The following is a 17,486-nucleotide window of genomic DNA, read 5'->3' on the forward strand; positions in this document are numbered from 1 at the left end:
TCCAATACCGATATCCATGGCATATTTTCTCGTCACTTGTAAGGGTCGGCAGCGTCGCGCAACCCGTCCCCGAGGAAGTTGAAGGCGAGGATGACAAGTATGACGGGTATCATCGGATACAAGAGCCAGGGATAAAAAGCGATCACGCTGACGCTTCGCGCTTCCGTGAGCAGGATGCCCCAGCTCGTGATCGGGGGCCTGAGACCAAGCCCCAGGAAGCTCAGCGCGGTCTCGCCGAGGATCATCCCGGGGATGGAAATCGTGGCGCTGGCGATCAGGTGCGACATGAAGCCGGGGACGAGATGGCGGCCGATGATGCGGCTGCTCTTCGCCCCCATCAGCTGCGCGGCCAGCACGTAGTCCTCCTCGCGCAGCGCCAGAAGCTTCGAGCGGACGGCGCGCGCGAGCCCCGTCCAGTCGAGCAGGCCGAGAATGACTGTGATGCCGAGATAGACCAGAATCGGACTCCAGCTCACCGGCATGATCGCCGCGAGCGCCATCCACAGCGGAATGCTGGGTATTGATTGCAATACCTCGATGACGCGCTGCACCATGAGGTCGAGATAGCCGCCGTGATAACCGGCGAGGCCGCCGATGACAATGCCGAGCGTGAAGCTGACAGCGATGCCGATCAGGCCGATCGTCAGCGAGATCCGCGCGCCGTAGATGATCCTCGAAAGCACGTCGCGGCCGAGCCGGTCGGTGCCGAGCGCGAAGAACTGGCCGTCCTTGGCCGGGCAGACGAGGTGGAAGCTCGCCTCCCACAGCCCCCAGAATTTATAGGGGTCGCCGGAGCAGAAGAAGCGCAGCCGCTGCACGTCGGCGGTGTTGTCGCTGTAGACCCGGCGCAGCGTCTCCATGTCGAGCTGCATCGTCCGGCCATAGACGAACGGTCCGACCAGCTGGCCGTCGTGGAACAGCCGCACCCGCTGCGGCGGCGAATGGATGAAATCCATGTTGCGGGTATGCAGGTTATAGGGTGCCAGGAATTCCGCGATGACGATCGCAAGGTAGAGCGCCAGCAGGAAGATGCCGGAGACCAGCGCGATCCTGTGCTTCTTGAACTTCCACCACATCAGCCTGAGTTGCGAGGCCTGGTAGATCTTCGCCTGGCCGGCGGTCATCGCCTCCACCGAATAGGGATCGAAGGGGGCGGTGGAGACGTAGTGGGGAAGCGGCGCGCCGGGCGGGGGAAGGGGGGCCGTCATTTGGTGCTCCCGCCCTGCAGCCGGATGCGCGGATCGAGGAAGGCGAGCGCGATGTCGGACACGAGCACGCCGATGACGGTGAGGAAGGCGAGGAACATCAGGAACGAGCCGGCGAGGTACATGTCCTGGCTCTGCAGCGCCTTGATCAGCATCGGCCCGGTGGTCTCGAGCGACAGCACGATGGCGGTGATCTCGGCGCCGGAGATGATCTGCGGCAGGATCGAGCCGATGTCGGAGATGAAGAAGTTGAGCGACATGCGCAGCGGGTATTTGACGAGCGCGCGGAAGGGGTTCATGCCCTTGGCCCGCGCCGTCACCACGTACTGTTTCTGCAGCTCGTCCAGAAGGTTGGCCCTGAGCCGCCGCACCATGCCGGCCGTGCCCGCCGTGCCGATGATGATGACGGGGATCCACAGGTGTTCGAGGATCGACTTGGCCTTGGCCCAGCTCATCGGCTCGTTGAGGTATTTCTGGTCCATCAGGTGGCCGATCGAGGTGCCGAACCAGATGTTGGCGAAATACATCAGGATCAGCGCCAGGATGAAGTTCGGCACCGCGAGCCCGAGCAGCCCGAGGAAGGTCAGGCCGTAGTCACCCCAGCTATACTGGTGGGTGGCCGAGTAGATGCCGATCGGAAACGCGATGATCCAGGTGACGAGGATCGTCACGAAGGAGACGAGCACCGTCAGCCATAATCGGTCCCCGACCACGTCGGACACGGGCAGCTGGTATTCGAACGAGTAGCCGAAGTCGCCGTGCAGCATGCCGCCGACCCAGTGCAGGTAGCGGATCGGCGCCGGCTGGTCGAAACCGTAGCGCTCGCGCAGCGCCTCGATCTCCTCCATGTCGGCGGCCTCGCCCATGGCGCGCAGCTCGGCGACGTAGCTCTCGAAGTAGTCGCCGGGCGGCAGCTCGATGATGGTGAAGACGAGCATCGAGATCAGAAGCAGCGTCGGCACCATGACGGCGATGCGCCAGAAGATGTATCTCAGCATCGATCAGGCGCTCCTGTCGAACCAGAAGGTGTCGGGCAGGTAGACGCCCAGGAAGGCGGTGGGATCGAAGCCATAGAGCCCTTCCTTGGGAACATTCTGCATCTTCCTGGAGTGGACGACGGGCTGCAGCGTGCCGTTGACGATGCCGATGGAGAAGACCTGCTGGGTGTAGATCGACAGCATCTCGGTCCAGATGCCGGTCCGCTCCTCAGTCGAGGTCGAGCGCTTCCACTGCCGCATCAGCCGCACGAGTTCCGCCGCCTCCGGCAGGTCGGGCGCCTCGCCCTTCTGCTGGGCCGAAAGGTAGTGCAGGCCCCAGACCGGCCATTGCAACTGCTCGTCGCCGGTCGGCGCCAGGGCCGAAGGCGACATGTCGGCGGTCGGAATACCGTTGTCGATGCCCTGCTGCACCGAGATCATGATCTCGCCGCCCAGCGCCCGGCTCCTGAAGACGTCGCGCTGCGAGGTGCGCACGTGCAGCGCCAGCCCCACCTGCCGCCAGTGGTCGGTGACGAGTTCCAGCACGTCGGTCTCCAGCGTGCTCTCGCCGGCGGATTCGACGATGAGGCTGGCGGGCCGTCCGTCCGGCAGAAGCCGCACGCCGTCGCTCTTGCGCTCGGTCAGGCCGGCCTCGTCGAGCAGCTTGTCGGCGAGGTCCGGATCGAACTGCGCCCAGGCGTGCTGGTACTCGGGCTTGAACAGCGGGCTCTGCGGCAGGATCGTGTCGGCGCTTTCGCGGGCGAGCCCGAAGAAGCTCGCCTTGTTGATCTCCTCGCGGTCGATCGCCACCGACAGCGCCCGGCGGAAGCGCACGTCGCGGAACAGCCCGCGCCAGACCTTGTCGCCGCAATTGAGATTGGGCAGGAGCGCGACGCGCGAGCCCTGCGTCCGCTCCCAGAGGTTGACCGTGACCGGATAGCGATGCTCGGCGTCCTTGAGGAAAGTGTAGTCGGCAAAATCGAGGCCGACCGACTGCAGGTCGGTCTCGCCGGCGCCGGCCTTGGCGGGGATGATGCCTGAGGCCGAGACGTTGAGGACGACCTTGTCCATGTAGGGCAGTTGCTGGCCGGTCTCGTCGACCCGGTGGAAGAACGGGTTGCGCTCGAAGATGAACTGCTCGGCCGGCGGCGCGATCAGGTTGCGCCACGGATCGAGCGTCGGAAGATCGGGGTTCTCCGGCCGGTAGGTGCGCGAGCGGTTGATGTGCACGCTCGTCCAGTCGTCCTCGCCTTCCTTCTCGATGATCTTCTTCAGGGCATCGGCGTCGGCATATTTCGGATGGAATTGCTTCATGTAGTGCGCCGGCAGCGCCAGCGTCAGCGGCTGCGGCGAGGCGAGCTTCAGCAGGAATTCCGGGTTGGGATTGTCCCACTCGTAGCGCACCGTCAGGGGATCGACCACCGTGAAGCGCGGCGGCTTCAGGTACGACAGGAGATCGAGCGGCAGCCCGCGCGGCCGCATCTCCTTGTTGTTGAGCACATCCTCCCAGTAATAGACGAAATCGTCGACCGTGAACGGGTGGCCGTCCGACCAGCGGTGGCCCTCGCGCAGCTTGAAGGTGTAGATGCGGTTGTCGACCTGCTCGAAGCTTTCCAGGATGTCCGGCTGCAGCACGAGATGCTCGTCGAAGCCGACGAGCCGCGCATAGCCGTTGATGGTCATCAGGCGGATGTCCTTCTGGCCGCCGATGATCGTCCGCGCCGTCCCGCCATACTGGCCGGGCTTGCGGCCCATGGCGGCGAGGTTGACGACGCGCGGCACCTTGGGCAGCCGCTCGGCCATCGCCGGCAGCGTGCCGTCGGCGAGCTTTTCCTTGAGGAACTCCGGTTCTTGCAAGGCGAGCGTCGCCCGGGCCCGCGAGGGGGCCAGCGCGGCGGGAAGGCAGGTGGCGGCAAGCATGCCGAGGGTGGTTCGACGCGTGATCACGGGCGTAGCTCTCTCACATCCGCGTTGCTACGGGCGAGCACGAGATGGCCTTCGCCGAGATCGGCGGTTGCCAGGCCGTGTCCGTCGTCGTCCTGGCGGAACGGAGCGGACCAGTTCCGCATGTCGCTGGCGTTCGCCGTCTTGAGCGTCGAAAAGTCCAGCGGCCGGTCGAGGTCCGGGAAGGGCACGGCGGCCAGGAGCGATTTCGTATAGGGGTGAACGGGCGCCCGCATGAGGATTTCACGCGGTGCGAGTTCGACGATCCGTCCTGCGCACATGACCGCGATCCGGTCGGCCATATAATCGACGACCGCCAGATTGTGCGAAATGAACAGGTAGGTCAAGCCGAGGTCCTTCTGCAGGTCCTTCAGCAGGTTGAGGATCTGCGCCTGTACCGAGACGTCGAGCGCGGAGACCGGTTCGTCGCAGATCAGAAGCTCCGGCCCGAGCGCCAGCGCCCGGGCGATCCCGATCCTCTGGCGCTGGCCGCCGGAGAAGGAATGCGGATAGCGGTTGAGGTAGCGCCGGTTCAGCCCGATCACCTCCATCAGCGCGCTCACCGTCTCCAGCCGCGACTTCGGCGTGCCGCGCTTGTGGATCTCCAGCGGCTCGGAGAGGATGTTCTGCACCGTCATGCGCGGCGACAGCGAGGAGACCGGATCCTGGAACACCATCTGGATCTTGCCGCGCAGTTTCTGCAACGCGTCCCCTTCGGCGCCGAGCACGTCCACCGGCCCGTTGCGGTCGTGGAAGATGATCGAGCCGGAATCCGGCGTCACCGCCCGCATCAGCATCTTGCTGACGGTGGTCTTGCCGCAGCCGCTCTCGCCGACGAGCCCCAGGCATTCGCCGCGGCGGATGTCGAAGCTGACGCCGTCGACCGCGCGCACCGGCGCCTCGTCCGGGCGGCGGAAGAACCCGGTCTTGCGGATCTTGTAGGACTTGGTGACGTCGCGCACGGAGAGCAGGATCTCCGGTCCCGGCTCCTTGCCCCGGTCCTCCGAGACGCCGAGCAGATGCGAGGCATTGACCGGCACCTCGCGCAGCGCCTTCAGCCGCTCGCCGGGCTTCATGTCGAAATGCGGTACGGCCGCCATCAGGCCCTTGAGGTAGGGGTGGCCGGGACGGCGGAAGATGTCCTCCACCGGGCCGGCCTCCATGATCTCGCCGTGGTAGATCACCACCACCTCGTCGGCGACGTTGGCGACGACGCCGAGATCGTGGGTGATCAGGAGCATCGCCATGTTGAATTCCTGCTGCAGGTCCTTCAGCAGCCGCAGGATCTGTGCCTGGATCGTGACGTCGAGCGCGGTCGTCGGCTCGTCGGCGATCAAAAGCGCCGGCCGGCAGATCAGCGCCAGTGCGATCATCGCGCGCTGGCGCATGCCGCCCGAAAGCTCGAAGGGATACATCTTGAAGGCGCGCTCGGGCCGGGTGAAGCCGACCATGCGCAGCATCTCGATCGTGCGCTCCTGGCGCTCGTCCCTCGACATGTCCTCGTGGATGGTGAGCACCTCGCTCACCTGGTCGCCGATCGTGTGCAGCGGCGACAGCGAGGTCATCGGCTCCTGGAAGATCTTGCCGATGCGCCGGCCGCGGATGGCGCGGATGTCCGGCCCGTCCGGCGACAGCTGCAGCATGTCGGTCTCGGTGCCGGTCAGCGGATCGTTGAACAGGATCCGGCCGCTGGCCGAGGCCGCTTTCGGCAGGATGCGCATGATCGACTGGCTGATGACGGACTTGCCCGAGCCGCTTTCGCCGACGAGCGCCGTCACCCTGCCGGGAAGCACCCGCAGGTTGGCCTTCTTCACGGCGTCGATCTGGCCCCCGAGCATTGCAAACGAGATGCTGAGATCTTCTATCCGTAACAGATCCGCCCCTGAGATCATGTCCGGAGTTTCCTTCGGTTACTAAATGTGCCTGTCCCGATCGCAGGCACACTAGCGGAGCGCCCGCAGCCTGTCCATGGGATTTGGAAACGCCGTTCCGGCGCCGGCGCGGGGCGGGAACGCCTTCAAAATCAGGCGGTTGCCGGCCGGTCCGGAGCGCCCGCGGCGCGGTAGGCGGCAAGCGCCCGGGGATCCAGCACATCTTCTGCGCGCATCGAGCGCCGGAAGTTGTCGAAATAGAGCGTCCATTCGCCGGCGGCGGCGGAGCGGTAGGGACCGAACTTGAAATACTGGTGGGTGCCGAGCCCGGCATCGTCATGGCCGATGTCGCCGCGGACGGTCACCACCCAGCGGCCGTTGGCGAAGAGTTCGATCTGGCCGCTGCCGTCAAGTCCCGGCCGCGTCATCACGGCGAAGTCGATCCAGCCGCTGTCGGGGGCGGGCAGGCGGCTGCCGCGGTCGGTCACGACGATGCGGCCGGTGCGCGCGGAAAACAGCGACCCGTCCCCATCGCCCCAGCCGTCGTCGGTTGCGACCAGCGCCCGCATCTGGTCGGCGTCCCGGCGCAGCCAGGCGGGTGTCGCGGCAGGGCTGTCGGGGGTGGCGAGGTCGGCGGGATGCAGCGTCGTCTCCACCGTGGCGAACAGGCGGCCGCGCACGAGGCGGAACGCCAGGAACGGGCTGTAGTCGCCGCGCGCGGACGGACCGATCTCGCGCTTCCACTGCGCGATCAGGTGGCGATGGTCGGCCTGCGGTATCGGTTCGCCGAACCGCACGGAGAAGCCGTACCAGACGGCGCGCTCGTAGGGGACGCGCAGCGCGGTGCGCTCCCAGACCTCTGCCCGCTCGCTGCCGTGGCGCCCGGGAACCGGGGCCGGGCGCACGCCGAGCTTCAGCGCGCCGGCGCTGCCGCGGGTCACCTCGCGCTGGAACTCGTAGAAGCCGGCCCGCTGCTCGGCGTTGCGGCGATAGTAGAGGCCGCCTGCGGGAGAGAAGTCGTCGCCCTCGAATCCATCGGCCAGCGCCGCCTCGAAGGCGGGTTTCGGGACGGCCCCGCGGCCTCGCGCAGAGCCGTCGGCCATGTCAGTTGAGCCCGCGCGACAGGAGCGGGATGCGCGGCCGGTGGTCCGGATTGGAGCGCGCGTCGCGATAGAGCAGCATGACCTGCTCGGCCTCCGAGCGCGCGTCGCGGCCCTCGCCGTCGAGCGCCTCGGCCTGGTCGAGCTGCAGGTTGGTCTGGCCGGGCAGGAGCACCGTCAGCTTCTGGCGGACGCCGCGCAGCTTCTCCTCGCCGAGCGTGACCCATTCGCCGCCGGAATAGGTGGCAAACGTCTGGCTGGCGACGATCGGCTTGGAGTATTTCTTCGTCAGTCCCTGCAGCCGCTGCACCTCGTTGACCGCCGAGCCGAAGGCGGAGAAGGTCAGGCGATCCCGCAGGCCGACATTGCCGAACATGACGTTGCCGACGTGCAGGCCGATGCCGTAGCGGATGTCCGCCAGCCCCTGCTTGTTGCGGCGGGCGTTGAGCTCGTTCATCCGCATGGTGGCATGGCGGACGGCGGTCATGGCGTTCTGGGCGGCGACCTGCGAAGGCTCGCGGTGCCGGCCGCACGGATAGACGGCCAGGAAGCCGTCGCCGATGAAGGAGAGGATCTCGCCGCCGTTGCGGTTGAAGGGCGTGGCGATCGCGTCGAAGAAATCGTTGAGCGTATCGATATAGGCCTGCCGGCCTTCCTTCTCCGCCAGCACGGTCGACTGGCGCATGTCGGCCATGACGAGGGCGGCGCGGATGGTCTCGCCGTCGCCCCGCCGGATCTGGCCCGACAGCACCCGCCTGCCGGCATTGCCGCCGAGATAGGTCAAAAGCATGTTGTCGGCGAGCTTGCCGAGCACCGCCATCTTGGCGGCGACCGCAAGGCTGTTCTGCACCTTCAGCAGTGCCTCGACCACGGTGTCGCTGAAGCCGCCGGGGGCATCGGTCGACCACGAGCCGACCATGCCCTGGCCGGGCGATTCCCCGAAGGACTGGACGAAGGCCAGGTAATCGGTGGCGCCGATCTTCTTCAGGTCGTCGAAGATCGGAAATTCCGACGGGGTCTTCGGATCGATGCGGCGGCGCAGGTGATCGAGGCTGTTGTTGAGCAGGTAGTAATAGGGGCTGAGCAGGAAGCGTGAGGGCTCCTCGTTCTCGCCGTCCGCCCGGAAGCCCTCGACCGTCACGCCCTGTCCACGCATCCAGGTGAAGCCGAGCGCATCGTAGAGCGGGTGCAGCATCGAAAAGCTCAGGTGGACCCGCACCAGCGGCAGGCCGGCGGCGGCAAGCCGCTCGCAGAAGCCGGAGACGATGTATTCCAGGCTCTCTCCCCCGAGCGCCGCCGTCTTCAGCCAGGACGAGACCCGGTCGAGGAGGATGTTGGATACGTCGGCAGGGCGCGTGTTCATCTTTTGTCCTTGTCGATTTGAAGCCGCGGGCTTCGCTCGGCGGGCGTCGTGCGGCCGAACCGTCGAACGCGGCCCGGAGCGCCAGATATAGGCGAGCGATCGTGGCAAAACCAGAAGTCGCGGCGAAGATTTGTGCCGGCCGGGCGGGCGATGGACGGCCTCGGCGGGTCCGGCTCGCCTTGACGCCGCGCCGATTTGCGCCCAATTGTCCCAATCTCGACCGAAAGGGTACAACGCATTGACCTTGCTTTCTTCTTCCGCCGAAAGCCTGATGGCGGCGATTGCCGAAAGGCGCGCGCGCACCGGCGTCATCGGGCTCGGCTATGTCGGCCTGCCGCTGGCGATCACGATTGCGCGAAACGGATTTGACGTCACCGGCTTCGACATCGACCCGGCGAAGATCACCGCCCTCGACGCACACCGCTCCTATATCGACGCGGTGCCGGATGCCGCCCTGAAGGCCGAAAGCGAGGCCGGCCGGTTCCGCTCGACCACCGATTTTTCCGCGCTCGCCTCCTGCGACGTGATCGTGATCTGCGTGCCGACGCCGCTGACGAAGCAGCGCGAGCCGGACATGTCCTACGTGACGCGCACCGCCGAGGCGGTGGCGCAGACGCTGCGGCCGGGGCAACTGGTGGTGCTGGAATCGACCACCTGGCCGGGGACGACGGACGAGCTGGTGCGGCCGATCCTCGAGCGCGGCGGGCTGCGCTCGGGCGAGGATTTCTTCTTAGGCTTCTCGCCGGAGCGGGAGGACCCCGGCAACCGCGATTTCGAGACCGCGACCATTCCGAAGGTCGTGGCGGGCGCGGGCGAGGCGGCCTCGGCGCTGATGCAGGCCTTCTACGGCGCCGTGGTCAAGGCGGTCGTGCCGGTTTCCTCCAATGCCACGGCGGAGGCGGTGAAGCTGACGGAAAACGTCTTCCGCGCCGTCAACATCGCCCTCGTCAACGAGCTGAAGGTGCTCTACGACGCGATGGGCATCGACATCTGGGAGGTGGTCGAGGCGGCCAAGACGAAACCGTTCGGCTACATGCCCTTCTATCCGGGCCCCGGCCTCGGCGGCCACTGCATCCCGATCGATCCCTTCTACCTGACCTGGAAATCGCGCGAATTCGAACTGCCGACCCGCTTCATCGAGCTCGCCGGCGAGATCAACTCGGCGATGCCGCGCCATGTGGTGGGGCGGCTCGCCGAAGCGCTCGACATGCGGCTCGGCAAGGCCCTGAGCCGGGCGCGCGTGCTGGTTGTCGGGCTCGCCTACAAGAAGAACGTACCCGACATCCGCGAGAGCCCGTCGCTGAAGCTGATCGAACTGATCCTGGAGCGCAAGGGGACGGTGGACTACCACGATCCCCACGTCGCCGAAGTGCCGCGCACCCGCGAATACATGGCGCTCATGGGCCGCCGCTCGGTGCCGCTCGACGAGGAGACCGTGCGCGGCTACGACGCGGTGCTGATCTCGACGGACCACGACGCGGTCGACTATGCAGCGCTCGCCCGCTGGGCGCCGCTGGTGGTCGACACCCGCAACGCCTTTGCCCGCCGCGGCATCGACGGCGACACCATCGTCAAGGCGTAGAGTTACAGAAAAGCAAAGGAAGACCATGAGCCGTCTCGACAGCTTCATCCGCCGCCTGACGGCCCAGCGGGACATTCTCAACCACATCGGCGACCGGCTGGACCTGCCGGCGGACGGACCGGTCATGGAGATCGGGCTCGGCAACGGCCGCACCTTCGACCACCTGCGCGAACGCTTCGCCGGCCGCCGCATCGTCGCCTTCGACCGGGCCATGGGCGCGCATGCCTCTTCCGTTCCCGATGCGGCCGACCTGGTGCTGGGCGAGATCGTCGAAACCGGCAGGGCCTACCAGACCGGGACCGCGGCGCTGGTGCATGCCGACATCGGCACCGGCTATCCGGAGAAGGACGAGGTCACGCTGACCTGGCTGCCGCAGATGGTCTCCGGCATGCTCGCCAAAGGCGGCATCGCCGTCAGCGGCCTGCCGCTGGACGCGCCGACGCTGCAGCCGCTGGACGTTCCCGACAGCGTGCCGAAGGACCGGTATTTCCTCTATCGCAAGGTATGAGGGACGGGACGCACAGGCGTCGAAAACGCTCCCCGAAATTCCCGGAAGACCCCTCCCCAACCCTCCCCACAAGGGGGAGGGCTTAACCCGGCCGCGCCGCCGAGGCTCGCTTCGGGCAGACGGCCGCTTCCGGTTTTCTCCCCCCTTGTGGGGGAGATGGCCGGCAGGCCAGAGGGGGCCTTGCCGTGGACAATTCGCCGGCAGGCCGGAGGGGATTGCCATGGGGCGTCCGGCCCGGGCGGCTCGCCCTACCGGCAGCTGTTGTCGCGATCGCAGGCGCGCTGGGACGGGCGGTTGTTGCGGTCGGAGTCGCGTGACGGCTGCGGCCGGCGATCGGGCTGCGCGGTATCGCGTCCCGGACGCCTGCTGTCGGTCTGCTGGCGGTCGCGATCTCTGTTGCGGCTATCGTTGCGGTCCCTGTCGCGGCTGTTGTCCTTGTTCCGATCCCGATCCCGATCCCGATCCCTGTCCCTATCCCTATCCCGGTTCCTTTCGCGGTCGGAAATCCGCTGATCGTAGCGGCTGTCGCCGCGGTCGTATCGGCCGTCCCAGGAACGGTTGCGGTCGTAGCGGGGCTCCACCACGCGGTAGCGCGTGCGGTCACGCTCGTAATAGCTGCCGCCGTAGTAGCCCTCGGAATAGCCGCCGGAATAGCCGGACGTCTCGCAGCCGGAAAGCGACAGGCCGAGCAGTCCGACCATCGGAAGAAGAAGCATTTTCGAGCGAATCATGCAGGTACCTCATCATCGACATCGATCGGCACAGATCACAGAACTGTGGCCTGGTACAGGCAAGGCGCGCTGGCAAATGAAATCTTCGGGAGGCGTTACCGGCCTGGCGACGTTCGCCGGCCGGCCGATGCGGGGCCTCACGCCTTGTCCGTCTCCATCGCAAAGCGGCGGCTCTCGTCGTCGGTGACCAGGAAGACGCGGAGCGGCGCGGTGCGGCCGCGGATCGCGACCTCGCTGTGGCGCAGGCCATGGGTATCGAGGCCGGATTGGGCGAGTGCGCGCTCGGAGACGGCGATGGCGACGTCGTGCTCCTTGGCGGTCGTCTCCAGCCGGCTTGCGACGTTGACGGTATCGCCGATGGCGGTCAGGCTCTTGGTGGCGCCGTAGCCCATCATGCCGACGACGCTCGGGCCGGCATGGACGCCGACGGCGATCCTGAGGCGGACGGAGAACTCGTCCCCGAGCTCGGCGTTCAGGCGGGCGATGTCGCGCACGATCGCGGCCGCGGCGGCGAGCGCCTGGCGGGCGGCCCGGTCGCGGTCCGCCCCGAGCCCGAACAGCGCCATGGCGCCGTCGCCGATGAATTTGTCGAGCCGCCCGCCGGCCTGCTCGACCGCCTGGCCGACGATGGCGAAGTAGCGGTTGAGCAGGAAGACTACGTCATAGGGCAGGCGGGCCTCCGACAGGTCGGTGAAGTTGCGCAGGTCGCAGAAGAGAACCGCGATCTCCTCCTCGCGGCCGGGCCGGACGGGCTCGGTGGCGACGGGCAGGCGCGCAGCCGGATGGGGCGCCATCAGCAGCGCGACGCTGACATCGCCTTCGGGATGCAGTTGGCAGCCGAGCCGGACGTGTTCGTCGGCATGGACGCGGGCGAGCGTGGCGGCCTCGATCGAGCCCGGCGGGGGCAGCGGCGCGGCGCTGTCGAGGATGCGCACGCGACAGGTCGAGCAGCGGCCCTTGCCGCCGCAGACCGAATAGTGGGGTACGCCGGCCTGGCGGCTGGCCTCGAGCAGGCTGAGGCCGCGACGGGCGTGGACGAGCGCGCCGTTGGAATAGCGGATGGTGATCTGCGACGCCCGCTCGGCAAGCGTGCGCATGCGTCTCAGGCCAAGGACGAGCGCGATGGCGCCGAGAAAGATGATGTAGAGCGCAATCTTGATGCGGCCGATGCCCTCGGCGACGGCGGCCTGGTCGATTGGCGGCCGCGCAGCATCAGGCGCTTCCGCCCGGGCCGGATCCATCTGCGGGGCGGTCTCGGCCATGTGGGCGAACATGCGCCCGGTCTCGGCAAAGCCGAGCAGCGCCAGCACCGGGACGAGGATCGCGATCGCGAAGAGATAGGGCGAGACGCGCGCAAACCATGGGCGGAAGCGCAGCCAGAAATAGACGCCGATGCAGCCATGCGTCCAGATGACCAGGAGAGCGACCGACTGCCGGAAACCCTGCAGCGGATTGACCACCCACAGGCTGTTCACGACGACGCGGTAGTCGATGACGATGCCGTAGAGCGGCTGCGACAGGCGTGCGGGGACGGCATGCTCGATGATGAGGAAGGGGATCAGCAGCCCGAAGGCCGTCTGCACCGCCTCGCGCGCCGGCATCCGCAGCGTCCGCCGCGCGTAGAGCGAGCGCAGGACCAGCACGACATGGATGACGAGCGCGCCATAGAGGAGCAGCGTGCCGGCCGGGCTGCGCCAGAAGAGCGCGAACAGGCGGCTGACGCGCTCGGCGGTGTCGAGCGAGACGAGCAGCAGCGCATGGTTGACCAGGTGCATCGCCACGAAGGCCAGCATCACGAGCCCGGCGCCGAGCCTGAGCTTCTGCAGGAACCGTTCCGAGGAGAGCGCCGCGATGGCCTGATGCATGGTCGGTCCCGAAGGTTCCTGTCCGGTTGCTGACGTCTGTCAAGTCTACAGGCGATCCGCCCTGCGAAACAGAGATAGCGGACGGGGCGGGCGCGCGGAAGGTAGCGGATCGTTGACGCTTCGTCGCCGGTCGGGACACGGGGGCGCGCCCTGCGGCGCGGCCGCGGGAAGGGATTGCAGATGGCGATTGCGGGGAGCGTACGGTTGCGGGCTTGCCCGCCCAGTGTCAGGAGCGCGCGGCGCGGGTGCCGGGGCGATAGAATTCGCCGTACCAGTCGACGAAGTCCTTCACCCCTGTGGCAAGCGGGGTCGAGGGCTTGTAGCCGGTCAGCGCGACGAGGAGGTCGGGGCTGGCGAAGGTGCGCGGCGCTTCGCCCGGCTGCATCGGCAGGAGCTTCGTCTTGGCCTTCCTGCCGAGCGCGTTCTCCAGCGTGGAGACGAAATCGGTGAGCCCGACCGGATTGCCGCCGCCGATGTTGACGACGCGGAACGGGGCCTGGGGGGAGAGCGTATCGAGGCCGGCGGGCGTCACCACCCGGTTGTCCTCCGAGGGGGCGACGGACGACAGCTTCAGCATGGCCTCGACGAGATCCTCGACATAGGTGAAGTCGCGGCTCATCCGGCCTTCGCCGTAGAGCTCGATCTCGCGGCCCTCGAGGATGGCGCTGGTGAACTTGAACAGCGCCATGTCCGGCCGGCCCCAGGAGCCGTAGACGGTGAAGAAGCGGAAGGTGGTGGTCGGCAGGCCGTAGAGATGGGCATAGCTGTGCGCCATCACCTCCATCGCCTTCTTGCTGGCGCCGTAGATCGTCAGGGGCTCGTCGGTGCGGTCACCCTCGCGGAAGGGGATGGTGTCGCTGGCGCCGTAGACGGACGACGAGGAGGCGAGCATGAGGTGGCGGGGCTTGACCGACCGCGCCGCCTCCAGCAGGTTCCAGGTGCCGAGGATGTTGGACTCGACATAGGACTTCGGCTCCTCGAGGCTGTAGCGCACGCCGGCCTGGGCGGCCAGGTGCACGATGACGTCGGGGTCCGCACTTTCCAGCGCGCGGCGGACGCCGGCCTGGTCCTCCAGCATCACCTTGTGGAAGCGGTAGGCCGGGAACTGGATCAGCCCGGCATTGCGCGCTTCCTTCAGGGCAACGTCGTAATAGGGGGTCATCCCGTCAAGGCCGACGACTTCGTGACCTTCCTCCAGCAGGCGCCGGGCAAGGTGGAAGCCGATGAAGCCGGCCGCGCCGGTGATGAAATATCTCATTCTCAGGTCCTGTCGTCGGCCCGTCCGATGCCGACATATTCGAAGCCGTAGCGGCGCACTTCCTGCGGCGGATAGACATTGCGCAGGTCGATCAGGTTGGGCGACTTCATGGCGGCGTGCAGCTTGCGGAAGTCGAGCGCGCGGAACTCGTCCCACTCGGTGACGAGCACGATCGCCTCGGCATCCGCCGCGATCGCATAGGGATCGGCGCCGAACTCGACGTCGGAGAGCAGCGCGCGGGCGCCGTCCATGCCTTCCGGATCAAAGGCGGAAATCTGCGCGCCGTGATCCTGCAGGGCCTGGATGATGGTCAGCGCCGGGGCGTCGCGCAGGTCGTCGGTGTTGGGCTTGAAGGTCAGGCCGAGGACGGCGATCTTCTTGCCGCGCACCGAGCCGCCGCAGGCGGCGACGACCTTGCGGGCCATGGCGCGCTTGCGGTTGTCGTTGATGGCGACGGTGGTCTCGATCAGCCGCATCGGGCTGTCGGCGTCGGACGCGGTCTTGACCAGCGCCAGCGTGTCCTTGGGGAAGCACGAGCCGCCGTAGCCGGGGCCGGCATGCAGGAACTTGTCGCCGATGCGCTTGTCGTAGCCGATGCCCTTGGCCACCTTCTGCACGTCGGCGCCGAGGCGCTCGCAGAGATCGGCGATCTCGTTGATAAAGGTGATCTTCATGGCGAGGAAGGCGTTGGCGGCGTACTTGATCAGCTCCGAGGTGCGGCGCTCGCAGAAGAACAGCGGGCCTTCGTTCAGGTGCAGCGGACGGTAGACCTCGCTCATCACCTCGATGGCGCGCGGCTCGTCGGTGCCGACGACGATGCGGTCGGGACGCTTGAAGTCGCCGATGGCCGCGCCCTCGCGCAAAAATTCCGGGTTGGAGACGACCGAGAAGTCGGCGTCCGGATTGGCCTCGCGGATGATCTGCTCGACCTCGTCGCCGGTGCCGACCGGAACCGTCGACTTGGTGACGACGACGGTGTAGCCGTCGATCGCCTTGGCGATCTGGCGGGCGGCGGCATAGACATAGGTGAGGTCGGCATGACCGTCGCCGCGGCGCGACGGCGTGCCGACGGCGATGAACACGACATCGGCCCAGGCGACCGCCTGCTCGAGATCGGTGGTGAAGTTCAGCCGGCCGGCCTCGACGTTCGACTTGACGAGCTCCTGCAGGCCCGGCTCGTAGATCGGGATGTCGCCCTTGCGCAGCGCCTCGATCTTCTCGGCCACGTTGTCGACGCACACGACGTCATGGCCGAAGTCCGCAAAGCAAACACCCGAAACAAGGCCGACATAGCCGGCGCCAATCATCACTATCCGCATGTGAGTTCCATCGTCTGGTCTGGTTCCGCAAGCAGCGGTCGAAAGGAAATGCCGGCGATCCGGCGGTTCGGATCGAACTTCTATTCATCCGGCGGCAGAAAGAAAGTCATTTTTTGAGGAGGCGGGCGGTTGTGCCCCAAACCTTGCAGGGCCCGGTTGCGGCGGCGGGCCTGCGGCAATGCGGCATTTTCAATGCGTCGTGTCTTTCCCCCGCCGCGCCGCGCCGGTACCGGTCGCGGGATCCGGCCGGGGCGCGACGTTGCCCCAGGCGATCTCGACCATGTGGTGGACCGTGTCGGCCTCGGCGGCGGCGAAATAGACGGAGGTCCAGCCCTTGTGGCCCCAGCCGCCGGGCACGGCGGCGCAGAGGCCGGGCTCGGTCTCCGTCAGCATCGCCTGCTGGCCGCGCGTCAGCTTGATGACGGCACGCCCGGGTTCCGGCAAGGCGAGGAAGATGCGCCCGCCCACCCGGAAGTCGCGCTTGCCGAAATGGGCACTTTCCTCCGCGCCGGGCATGGCCAGCGCCATTTGGACGAGATCTTCTGATGTCATGATGGAAGGTAGCACGGAACGGGCCCCGCAGAAAGCAGGCGGTCCGGACGGACGGGTGGCGAATTCTGTCGCGAATAGGAAAATAATCCTTGACGGCGTGACGGTGGTTTGGTAGGGTGCGGCCCGGCAACTACCTTTGTGAAAACGGCATCTGAACTTGTGAGAGGCCTCCATAATACGTTGGTAAGGCAGTCTGTCAAGATTTTATATTTAGCCGAAATCGCGGTCTGAACGGCGAAAGCGGCCACGATTTGCCCGCTGGCTGCCGTAAGGGGAGAGGTATCCGATTTGATGTTGATTCGCGATCTTTTACGCTTCAGGCGTAAAAAGCACAAAAAAACCGCCTGGAAAGGCGGTTTTTTTCTTCAGTTCAATTTTTTTTGCGGGTCGCTTCGGGACCATCTCGGCCGCTGAACGACTAGCAGACGACCCCCGTGGCTGTTGATTTGCACTGAGAACTGACCCGGGATTGCGGGAAATTATTACTGAGATTTGACCCATGTTTCAATCATCCCTCGCGAGGTTTCAGCGGGGGCTCTGGAGTGATCGACATGGCGTTACTGAGCGTAATCCGACGCTGGCATTTTCGAGAGCATCTATCGATCCGGGAGATTTGCCGCAGGACCGGCCTGTCCCGGAACACTGTCCGCAAATACCTGCGCCTGGACGGCGTGGAGCCGAAGTTCAAGGTCCCGGAACGACCGAGCAAGCTTGATCCGTTCGCGGATCGGCTGTCGGCCTGGCTGAAGACGGAATCCAAGAAGGGCCGGAAGCAGAAGCGCACCCTGAAGCAACTCCATGCCGACCTGGTGAGCCTCGGCTACGACGGTTCCTATTGCCGTGTTGCAGCCTTTGCCCGGGAATGGAAGACAGACCGGCAGAGGGAATTCCAGACGACAGGGCGCGGAACGTTCGTGCCTCTGGCCTTCGAACCGGGTGAGGCCTTCCAGTTCGACTGGTCGGAAGACTGGGCTATCATCGGCAATGAGCGCACCAAGCTGCAGGTGGCGCATACGAAGCTGAGCTACAGCCGCGCCTTCATTGTTCGGGCCTATCTCCTCCAGACGCATGAGATGCTGTTCGATGCCCATAATCATGCATTCCGGGTCTTCGGCGGCATCCCCGGCCGCGGCATCTACGACAATCTATGGACGCCTCCCGGGCGAGATGAACATTTGGCGGCACTCGGCATTGGATGCGTGAATCTATCC

13 protein-coding genes and 1 pseudogene are annotated in these 17,486 nt (G+C 66.4%); 3 read left to right on the forward strand and 11 right to left on the reverse strand.

Features of this window, described 5'->3' with window-relative positions; genetic code table 11:
* Positions 1-32 precede the first annotated feature (32 nt).
* From OCK02_RS05780 to OCK02_RS05805, 6 genes are all read right to left on the reverse strand, one after another.
* Positions 33-1,208, reverse strand: coding sequence for an ABC transporter permease (locus tag OCK02_RS05780; RefSeq protein ID WP_263811965.1), 1,176 nt, complete (start codon positions 1,206-1,208; stop codon positions 33-35).
* Positions 1,205-2,203 carry an ABC transporter permease gene (locus OCK02_RS05785; RefSeq protein ID WP_230803183.1) on the reverse strand — a complete coding sequence of 333 codons (999 nt, stop codon included), beginning with the start codon at positions 2,201-2,203 and terminating at the stop codon, positions 1,205-1,207. The genes OCK02_RS05780 and OCK02_RS05785 overlap by 4 nt, the downstream gene beginning before the upstream one ends.
* 3 nt (positions 2,204-2,206) lie before the next feature.
* The gene (locus tag OCK02_RS05790; protein ID WP_263811966.1) at positions 2,207-4,129 is read right to left on the reverse strand and encodes an ABC transporter substrate-binding protein; all 1,923 of its coding nucleotides are present in this window, start codon (positions 4,127-4,129) and stop codon (positions 2,207-2,209) included.
* Positions 4,126-6,018 (reverse strand): ABC transporter ATP-binding protein, encoded by a 1,893-nt coding sequence (locus tag OCK02_RS05795; RefSeq protein ID WP_263811967.1) that lies wholly within the window; start codon positions 6,016-6,018, stop codon positions 4,126-4,128. Before OCK02_RS05795 ends, OCK02_RS05790 begins: the two co-directional genes overlap by 4 nt.
* 131 nt (positions 6,019-6,149) lie before the next feature.
* Complete coding sequence (locus OCK02_RS05800) at positions 6,150-7,100, reverse strand: polysaccharide lyase (protein WP_263811968.1); 951 nt, start codon at positions 7,098-7,100, stop codon at positions 6,150-6,152.
* Between the two features lies 1 nt (position 7,101).
* Positions 7,102-8,460: an adenylate/guanylate cyclase domain-containing protein gene (locus tag OCK02_RS05805; RefSeq protein WP_230803190.1), complete on the reverse strand. Its 1,359-nt coding sequence runs from the start codon at positions 8,458-8,460 to the stop codon at positions 7,102-7,104.
* 271 nt (positions 8,461-8,731) lie between these two features.
* Here OCK02_RS05805 and OCK02_RS05810 point away from each other — a divergent pair, with 271 nt between their 5' ends.
* The gene (locus OCK02_RS05810) at positions 8,732-10,042 is read left to right on the forward strand and encodes a nucleotide sugar dehydrogenase (RefSeq protein ID WP_230804397.1); all 1,311 of its coding nucleotides are present in this window, start codon (positions 8,732-8,734) and stop codon (positions 10,040-10,042) included.
* 25 nt (positions 10,043-10,067) lie between these two features.
* Positions 10,068-10,550: a class I SAM-dependent methyltransferase gene (locus OCK02_RS05815; RefSeq protein WP_263811969.1), complete on the forward strand. Its 483-nt coding sequence runs from the start codon at positions 10,068-10,070 to the stop codon at positions 10,548-10,550.
* 248 nt (positions 10,551-10,798) lie between these two features.
* Here OCK02_RS05815 and OCK02_RS05820 read toward each other — a convergent pair whose 3' ends face one another.
* The 5 genes from OCK02_RS05820 to OCK02_RS05840 all read right to left on the reverse strand — a co-directional run bounded on the left by OCK02_RS05820 (position 10,799) and on the right by OCK02_RS05840 (position 16,275).
* The gene (locus tag OCK02_RS05820) at positions 10,799-11,281 is read right to left on the reverse strand and encodes a hypothetical protein (protein WP_263811970.1); all 483 of its coding nucleotides are present in this window, start codon (positions 11,279-11,281) and stop codon (positions 10,799-10,801) included.
* 137 nt (positions 11,282-11,418) lie between these two features.
* On the reverse strand, positions 11,419-13,146 hold the full coding sequence (locus OCK02_RS05825) for an adenylate/guanylate cyclase domain-containing protein (protein ID WP_263811971.1): 1,728 nt from the start codon (positions 13,144-13,146) through the stop codon (positions 11,419-11,421).
* 226 nt (positions 13,147-13,372) lie between these two features.
* On the reverse strand, positions 13,373-14,404 hold the full coding sequence (locus OCK02_RS05830; RefSeq protein ID WP_263811972.1) for an NAD-dependent epimerase/dehydratase family protein: 1,032 nt from the start codon (positions 14,402-14,404) through the stop codon (positions 13,373-13,375).
* Between the two features lie 2 nt (positions 14,405-14,406).
* Positions 14,407-15,723: a UDP-glucose dehydrogenase family protein gene (locus OCK02_RS05835; protein ID WP_230803200.1), complete on the reverse strand. Its 1,317-nt coding sequence runs from the start codon at positions 15,721-15,723 to the stop codon at positions 14,407-14,409.
* A 189-nt stretch (positions 15,724-15,912) separates the two neighbouring features.
* Positions 15,913-16,275: an MmcQ/YjbR family DNA-binding protein gene (locus tag OCK02_RS05840; protein WP_263811973.1), complete on the reverse strand. Its 363-nt coding sequence runs from the start codon at positions 16,273-16,275 to the stop codon at positions 15,913-15,915.
* 551 nt (positions 16,276-16,826) lie between these two features.
* Here OCK02_RS05840 and istA point away from each other — a divergent pair.
* Positions 16,827-17,441 (forward strand): annotated as a pseudogene (istA, locus tag OCK02_RS05845) (IS21 family transposase); the annotation flags it as partial.
* Positions 17,442-17,486: the final 45 nt, after the last annotated feature.

Source organism: Rhizobium sp. TRM96647 (assembly GCF_025780115.1).
Lineage (GTDB): Bacteria > Pseudomonadota > Alphaproteobacteria > Rhizobiales > Rhizobiaceae > Mycoplana.